8 protein-coding genes and 1 tRNA gene are annotated in these 6,662 nt (G+C 43.8%); 3 read left to right on the forward strand and 6 right to left on the reverse strand.

Annotation, left to right across the window (positions count from 1 at the left end; translation table 11 throughout):
- Positions 1-189: 189 nt before the first annotated feature.
- Both Q384_RS03420 and fabI read right to left on the reverse strand, forming a co-directional pair.
- Positions 190-957: a sulfite exporter TauE/SafE family protein gene (locus Q384_RS03420; RefSeq protein ID WP_037585967.1), complete on the reverse strand. Its 768-nt coding sequence runs from the start codon at positions 955-957 to the stop codon at positions 190-192.
- Positions 958-1,047: 90 nt separating this feature from the next.
- Positions 1,048-1,842: an enoyl-ACP reductase FabI gene (gene fabI, locus Q384_RS03425; RefSeq protein ID WP_037585968.1), complete on the reverse strand. Its 795-nt coding sequence runs from the start codon at positions 1,840-1,842 to the stop codon at positions 1,048-1,050.
- 277 nt (positions 1,843-2,119) lie between these two features.
- Here fabI and Q384_RS03430 point away from each other — a divergent pair, with 277 nt between their 5' ends.
- A complete protein-coding gene (locus tag Q384_RS03430) occupies positions 2,120-2,344 on the forward strand; it encodes an HP1242/YdcH family protein (RefSeq protein ID WP_037585992.1) in 225 nt (74 codons plus the stop codon).
- Between the two features lie 57 nt (positions 2,345-2,401).
- Here the strand turns inward: Q384_RS03430 and Q384_RS03435 are convergent, their stop codons facing one another.
- On the reverse strand, positions 2,402-3,379 hold the full coding sequence (locus tag Q384_RS03435) for an NAD(P)H-hydrate dehydratase (RefSeq protein WP_156956426.1): 978 nt from the start codon (positions 3,377-3,379) through the stop codon (positions 2,402-2,404).
- 83 nt (positions 3,380-3,462) lie between these two features.
- Here Q384_RS03435 and Q384_RS03440 point away from each other — a divergent pair, with 83 nt between their 5' ends.
- Both Q384_RS03440 and smpB read left to right on the forward strand, forming a co-directional pair.
- On the forward strand, positions 3,463-4,122 hold the full coding sequence (locus tag Q384_RS03440; RefSeq protein WP_037585993.1) for a cytochrome b/b6 domain-containing protein: 660 nt from the start codon (positions 3,463-3,465) through the stop codon (positions 4,120-4,122).
- Positions 4,123-4,156: 34 nt separating this feature from the next.
- Positions 4,157-4,603, forward strand: coding sequence for an SsrA-binding protein SmpB (gene smpB, locus Q384_RS03445; RefSeq protein ID WP_037585971.1), 447 nt, complete (start codon positions 4,157-4,159; stop codon positions 4,601-4,603).
- A gap of 662 nt (positions 4,604-5,265) precedes the next feature.
- On the opposite strand, the gene Q384_RS03450 is transcribed toward smpB, so the two are convergent.
- From Q384_RS03450 to Q384_RS03460, 3 genes are all read right to left on the reverse strand, one after another.
- A tRNA-Leu gene (locus Q384_RS03450) sits at positions 5,266-5,350 on the reverse strand.
- A gap of 222 nt (positions 5,351-5,572) precedes the next feature.
- Positions 5,573-6,157: an azurin gene (gene azu, locus Q384_RS03455; RefSeq protein ID WP_037585972.1), complete on the reverse strand. Its 585-nt coding sequence runs from the start codon at positions 6,155-6,157 to the stop codon at positions 5,573-5,575.
- A 204-nt stretch (positions 6,158-6,361) separates the two neighbouring features.
- The coding region (locus Q384_RS03460; RefSeq protein ID WP_169740829.1) for a transposase at positions 6,362-6,662 on the reverse strand (301 nt) is incomplete at its 5' end.

Genomic DNA, 6,662 nt, shown 5'->3' on the forward strand with positions numbered 1-6,662 from the left:
GGTTTAAATATCCATTTGCGCGTTGCGTGGAATATTGATATGCGTGGCTCGGTTATTCAATTTTAAAAATGGCTGAATGGTAAAATAATGCCGTTTATTTTTCAGGCAGCCTGTAAAAAAACATTTTTTCTTTATTGGCGCAACCATTCGCTGTTTATGATAGTCGGCGGAATGTTCAATTAAATGGGTTTATGCTGTTAATATTTCCCAGCCAAACCGCCCGATTAACACACACAGCAATGCCATAAAGCCGTAGCGCAGCCAGCGTGCACCGCCTCTCATTGCCAAATGAGCACCCAAAAAACCGCCGCCTAAATTGGCAACCGCCAAGGGCAATGCCCAATGCCACACAACGAATCCGGCAGGAATAAAAAACAATAAAGCGGCTGAATTGGTGGTGAGATTAATCACTTTTGCCGATGCCGTGGCGGTTAAAAAATCAAAGGCAAAAAAACGGACAAAGACAAACGCCAACAGGCTGCCTGTTCCCGGTCCGAAAATGCCGTCGTAGAAGCCGATGAGTGCGCCGAACAGTAAACCCAGATAATACTCTTTACGCACTAAACGGCTGGTGCGCACAGTTTGCCCCAAATCTTTTTTAAAAAAGGTATAAATCACCATAACAACCAGCAATACCAAAATAGCGGGTTTCATTGTGGCGGTGGGGATATAAGTTACTAATTTTGCGCCGATGTATGAAAACACAAATGCCAGTATCGCTGCCGGCAACAGCATTTTCCACGGCACGGTAATTTTGCGGACATAGGTTGCTGCTGCCATTAATGTTCCGTTAATGGAGGCAAATTTATTGATGCCCATAATTTGAGGAACGGTTGTGCCGTTAGGCAGGGCATTGAATAAACCCGGTAATTGTAATAATCCGCCGCCGCCAACAGCGGCATCCATGACACCGGCGGCAAAACCGATGCCCAGCAGCCAAATAAAATGTGCGTCCATTTATGATGTTTTCAGGCAGCCTGAATGATTCAGGCTGCCTGAAAATGCTTTCTGTGGTGAATGTGGTTTTAAATAATGGTTGTGCGGGATTTATGCCATGTCTTCAGGTACGCCCAAAGCGTTGATGCTGTAACCGCCGTCTACATAGGTGATTTCACCGGTGATGCCGCTTGCCAAGTCCGACAGTAAAAATGCTGCGGCTGTACCAACTTCATCAATATTGACATTGCGGCGAATCGGGTTTTGTGAAGCCACGTGTGCCAGTAATTTGCCGAAATTGCCAATGCCCGAAGCCGCCAAAGTTTTAATGGGACCGGCAGAAATACCGTTGCAGCGAATGCTTTCTTTACCCAAAGCAGCGGCAGTGAAACGAATACCGGCTTCCAAGCTGGCTTTTGCCATACCCATGACGTTGTAATTTGGAATAGCACGCACTGCACCCAGATAAGTTAATGCCAAAATTGACGCATGACGCCCTTGCATCATTGGGCGGGCGGCTTTTGCCAGCGCGGGCAGGCTGTAGGCAGACACTTCGTGTGCAATGCGGAATGCTTCGCGGTTGATGCTGTCAAGAAAATCGCCGTCTAAGGCTTCTTTGGGGGCAAAGGCAATGGCGTGTACCAAGCCGTCTAAGCCGTCCCAATGTTTACCTAAATCAATGAAAGTTTGATTGATTTCATCATCATTTTGAACATCGCAGCGAAATACCAGCTCCGAACCCAATGCCGCTGCCATTTTACGCACACGTTCTTCGAGTTTATCAACCACATACGTAAACGCCAATTCCGCACCTTGTTCACGGCACGCTTTGGCAATGCCGTAAGCAATTGAACGCTCGGAAATCATGCCCGTAATCAGAATTTTTTTGCCTTGTAAAAAACCCATTTTTATCGTCCCAATTGGTGGTGTTTTAAGATAGATAGCTGCGCATTATACCCATTTAAGCCCATATCAGCATAGAAACACATTGCCTGATGCATTGATTTATTTGATTTCGTTAAATTTCTCAGGCAATCTGTTTTGTTTGTGCATTAAAAACGGTAAAGTTAAAGTGGCACAGCCGCTGGCTTGGGCTATAATGCGACCACAATTTTATTCAATGAACCGCTTGGCGGTTCGCTCAAACTTGATTTCAACCGTAACCCAAAACAAGGAAAAACACATGTTCCCAGAATATCGAGATTTAATCAGTAAACTGAAACAAGAAGACGCACATTTTGCTCGTTTGTTTAATGAACACAATGAATTAGACGACAAAATAAGCGGTTTGGAAAACAACCCGGTTACCAGTGGTTTGGAAGAATTAGAAGAATTAAAACGTGGAAAGCTGCGTTTGAAAGATGAAATATACGTGATTTTAAAACGTGAAGCCGCCAAAAACCAATAAAGGCTGCCTGAAAACAAAATAATAAAAAGGTTGAATGCTCTGTGCACTCAACCTTTTTTATTGTTCAGCCAAACGATTGCGCAGCCAGCGGGCGGCATCGGCAATTTCACCGGCGGTTAAACCAACCGGTCCCACACCATTCATTACCAGAACATCGGCAGCCAAACCGTGCAGCCATACACTTGCCACGACTTCTTTAAAATATGCGCCGCTCAGCTTTTCTTTAGACCAATGCTCCCACGATGGGCTGAAATGGGTATTTCTCATCGGTGTATTCAGCATTTGTGTCAATAAACTGCCGATGATGCCGGTTAATACATCGCCGCTGCCTGCGGTTGCCAAGCCCGGATTACCGCTGGTGTTTCTTGCGACACCGCCTGTGTGAGAAGCAATGAATTCTGCATGTGAAGCGATAAGACTGCTGCTTCCTTTTAACACCACACAAGCATTGTATTGTTTGGATAATTCAAACACCGCACTTTGCCGATTGGCTTGTACATCAAATACATGGCAATCCAATAATCGCGCCGCTTCTCCCGGATGCGGGGTGATAACAGTCGGTGCTTTTCGGCTGCGGATTTTTTCGGCTAAATTTGCGTGTTTTGCCAATAGATTTAATGCATCCGCGTCCAAAACCATTGGTTGATGAATGGGCAATAAATCATTCAGCAGCAAACGCGAACTTTCACTGACACCCAAGCCGCAGCCAACAGCCCAAACATCAATGTCTTTGCGTGCCAATAAATCACGGGCAACGCTTAACATCAATTCGGGTTGGTTGAGCAGTAAGGGTAGGGGTAATGTATCCTGATGAAACCCCAGCCACACTTTACCGCAGCCTGTTTTTAAAGCGGCACTGCCCGCCAGCACAATCGCTCCGCTCATGCCCATTGAACCGCCGATAATGCCTAGTGTGCCGAAACTGCCTTTATGGCTTTCTTTTTGACGCGGCTGGCACAGAGACGGAAAGTTTGCCCTGGCGTACTGCTGCCAACGCTTTAACTCATCAGGGTTTACGGTATAATACGCAGACATAGTCATAATACGCAGATATAATTAAAAATTTAGTGGAAACAAACAATCTATTGTGCCACAACACATTACCAAAAAGGATAAAAATTATGCAAAAAATAAAAGTTTGGGACGTGCCGACACGAATATTTCACTGGACATTGGTTTTGGCAATTGCCTTCATGTGGTACAGTGCAGAAGCGGGCGGTTCATGGCTGGCTTGGCACTTGCGCGTGGGTTTGTTTGTGATTGCTTTGGTGGTGTTTCGTATTTGCTGGGGGTTTTGGGGCAGCGACACGGCTCGGTTCTGTCAATTTGTACGCGGTCCGTCTGCCATTTCCCGATACATTAAAGGGCAGTTCAATGAAAATGAACAGCCCGGGCATAATCCTTTAGGCGCATTGTCGGTATTGGCTTTGCTTGCCGCTCTTTTGGTTCAAGTAATCACGGGCTTATTCGCCGCCGATGAAAATACATTCACCAATTCAGGCTACCTGAATGCCTTGGTCAGCGAGCATGTTGGCAGTATTTTCCGCAATTTTCACGTGCAATTTTTTAATATTTTGCTGTTGTTAATCGTTGTGCATATTGCGTCTGTATTGTTTTATCTGTTTGTTAAAAAACACAATTTGGTTCACCCCATGCTCAGCGGTTATAAATATTTACAAGGACAGGTTAAACCGCTGCGATTTGCGGGTATCAAGCCTTTTATTGCCGCGGCAGCGGTTGCGGCGGTGGTTGTGTGTCTGATTTTACTGTTGAGCTGATACACATTGTTATTTTGAAAGCATAAAAACAAGCATGAGCATTATCAACAATAGAAAAGCCTTTCACGATTATTTTATCGAAGAGCAAATTGAAGCCGGTTTGGTATTGGACGGCTGGGAAGTCAAGGCGATTCGTGCCGGACGCGTACAGCTGAAAGAAGGCTATATTCACTGGAAACGCGGTGCATTTTATTTGGTTGGCAGCCACATCACCGCCTTGCCGACAGCATCTACTCACGTCAAACCCGATCCCGTCCGCCAGCGCAAATTATTGCTGAAACAGGCGGAAATCAACAGACTCATCGGTAAAGTCGAACGCAGCGGCTACACCTTGGTGCCGTTGAATTTGCACTACAGCCGCGGCTACGTGAAAATTGATATGGGTTTGGCAAAGGGTAAGAAACTGCACGATAAACGCCAAAGCAGTAAAGAAAAAGATTGGGCGCGGGAAAAACAGCGCATTATGAAGCAAGAGCGTTAAATAAAATTCAGTCAATAAACAATAAGCGTGTTTGTTTAAAACACGCTTATTTTTGTCTCTTCATTATTATTTCAAGTGGGTTATACCAAATCAAATCCGTCGATTTCCATATAAATGATGGCAATGAAATGGTGAATATTACGAAAGCCCTTTGCCTTTGGGCTGAGAAGGGCTGAATTTTGTCCATGAAACCCATTTTTCAATGGCTTCTTCAGTGATAACAAGTCTTTAATATCCGTACAAATAGTTTTATAGCTAAACGATTACTTTTTTCACATGGATATGATTTTTTGTTTCGATTTCTGCCGTAAGGGCTTGATTGTTTCGGATTGCTGCGTGATGAAAAGAAAGTAGTTTGGCTATAACCATACTTTGGCTGCCTACATACAACCCTGACTTTTTGAATTCCATAGAATATGGATGGGCATGGGTAAAAGCGGGCACGCAGGTTTTTAAAGCTTAAGACAGGATAGCTTTCAGGGATACCGTGATGTATCGTAAAAAATAGACAATGCGTTTTAATTAGATGATTTTAAATAAATGAAGCGAAGAAAAAGGCAAGGATTTTTAGATTAGTTATTGATAATTAAATACTTGGTTTACGATATTAGATAATTTTAGGCATAAAAAAACATGCTGAAGCATGTCTTTTTTATGTGCTTTGGTGCCCAGGGTCGGACTCGAACCGACACACCTTGCGGCGGGGGATTTTGAGTCCCCTGCGTCTACCAATTTCGCCACCTGGGCTGGTGAAGAAGCGACTATTATAATGGTTTTTCAGAACTTGTAAAGGGTTTTTTAAAGCATTTTAAAAAAAATTCAGCTGTATTTTATTTTCAGATTTATATACATTTAGATAATTCAAATAATAAAAGGCTGCCTGAACTTCAGGCAGCCTTTCATCGTTTGCTTATATGTGTATTAACTGAAAAATAAATTGATTTAATTTATTGATCAGATAGGCACAAATTAATCAACTAAGCTGATTTCGCCTTTCATTGTACCACTGTGTCCGGGGAAAGTGCAGAAGAAAGCATATGAACCATTGGCAATTTTGCTGGTGTCAAAAGTAACAGAAGTTTCTTCGCCGCCGCCGATCATCGGGCTGTAAGCCACAACGCGCGGGTCAGTGGTGTTCAGGTATTCTTTGTCCAGACCCAAAGTAACGCCTTCCATGGCAACAGCATTCATGTCGTCAGCTTTGGTGATGACAACGTTATGACCCATGGCTGTTTTGGGTTGTGTACCCACGTTTTTCAAATGAATGGTAAATTGAGTACATTTTTTGCTGACGTCAATTTGACTGACGTTGTATTTTAATTGATCGTTGGCTTCAACAGTGGTTTCGCAGCCTTCGGCAGCAGGTGTAACTGCTGCAGTTACTTCAGAAGCAGCACCGGCAACAGCGGAGGCAACTTCAGAAGCAGCGCCGGAAACGGCAGAAGCCACTTGGCTGGCAGCAGAAGCAACGGCTTCAGCCGGAGCAGCTGCTTGTTGTGAACAAGCAGACAATGTTAAAGCAGCAGCGGCAATCAAAGATAAATAGTATTTCATGGGAAAATTCCCCTCAAAGTGGGTGTTATACAGAAAAAAGTGAGCGTGTTTGTTGAATATTTGTATTTCAGCAACATACTTTAAATATTATAGTATAAAAATTATTAGTGTGGTATTGGTTATTTAATAAGATAAATAAATTCTTTAGAAAATTTTTTTGTGTTGCTTTTGAGGGCGTTCAAAATTCTGTGTCAGTGTTAAATCCTACAGTTTGATTATATCATCGAGTCTTCCCTCGAAATAAATGGAAAGTTGGCTGACCGCCTGCCCCCAATTCTGTATGGGCATCGTCCATTTTTCTGATGCCTTATTGATGCCGACATACAAAAGCTTCAGCAGACTGTCCTCATTGGGAAACGCACCTTTGGTTTTGGTCAGCTTGCGGAATTGACGGTGTACCGCTTCCACCGCATTGGTGGTGTAAATCGGTTTGCGTATCGCTTCAGGATAACGGAAATACGCCGACAAAAGCGGCCATTTGTTGCGCCAAGAAGCAATCACTCTC

This window comes from Stenoxybacter acetivorans DSM 19021 (genome assembly GCF_000745895.1).
GTDB classification, from domain to species: Bacteria; Pseudomonadota; Gammaproteobacteria; order Burkholderiales; family Neisseriaceae; genus Stenoxybacter; species Stenoxybacter acetivorans.

What these genes read in the sequence shown, in the direction of transcription:
- Q384_RS03420 (WP_037585967.1), bottom strand. Translation starts at nt 957, where the DNA reads ATGGACGCACATTTTATTTGGCTGCTGGGCATCGGTTTTGCCGCCGGT.
- fabI (WP_037585968.1), bottom strand. Translation starts at nt 1,842, where the DNA reads ATGGGTTTTTTACAAGGCAAAAAAATTCTGATTACGGGCATGATTTCC.
- Q384_RS03430 (WP_037585992.1), top strand. Translation starts at nt 2,120, where the DNA reads ATGTTCCCAGAATATCGAGATTTAATCAGTAAACTGAAACAAGAAGAC.
- Q384_RS03435 (WP_156956426.1), bottom strand. Translation starts at nt 3,379, where the DNA reads ATGTCTGCGTATTATACCGTAAACCCTGATGAGTTAAAGCGTTGGCAG.
- smpB (WP_037585971.1), top strand. Translation starts at nt 4,157, where the DNA reads ATGAGCATTATCAACAATAGAAAAGCCTTTCACGATTATTTTATCGAA.
- azu (WP_037585972.1), bottom strand. Translation starts at nt 6,157, where the DNA reads ATGAAATACTATTTATCTTTGATTGCCGCTGCTGCTTTAACATTGTCT.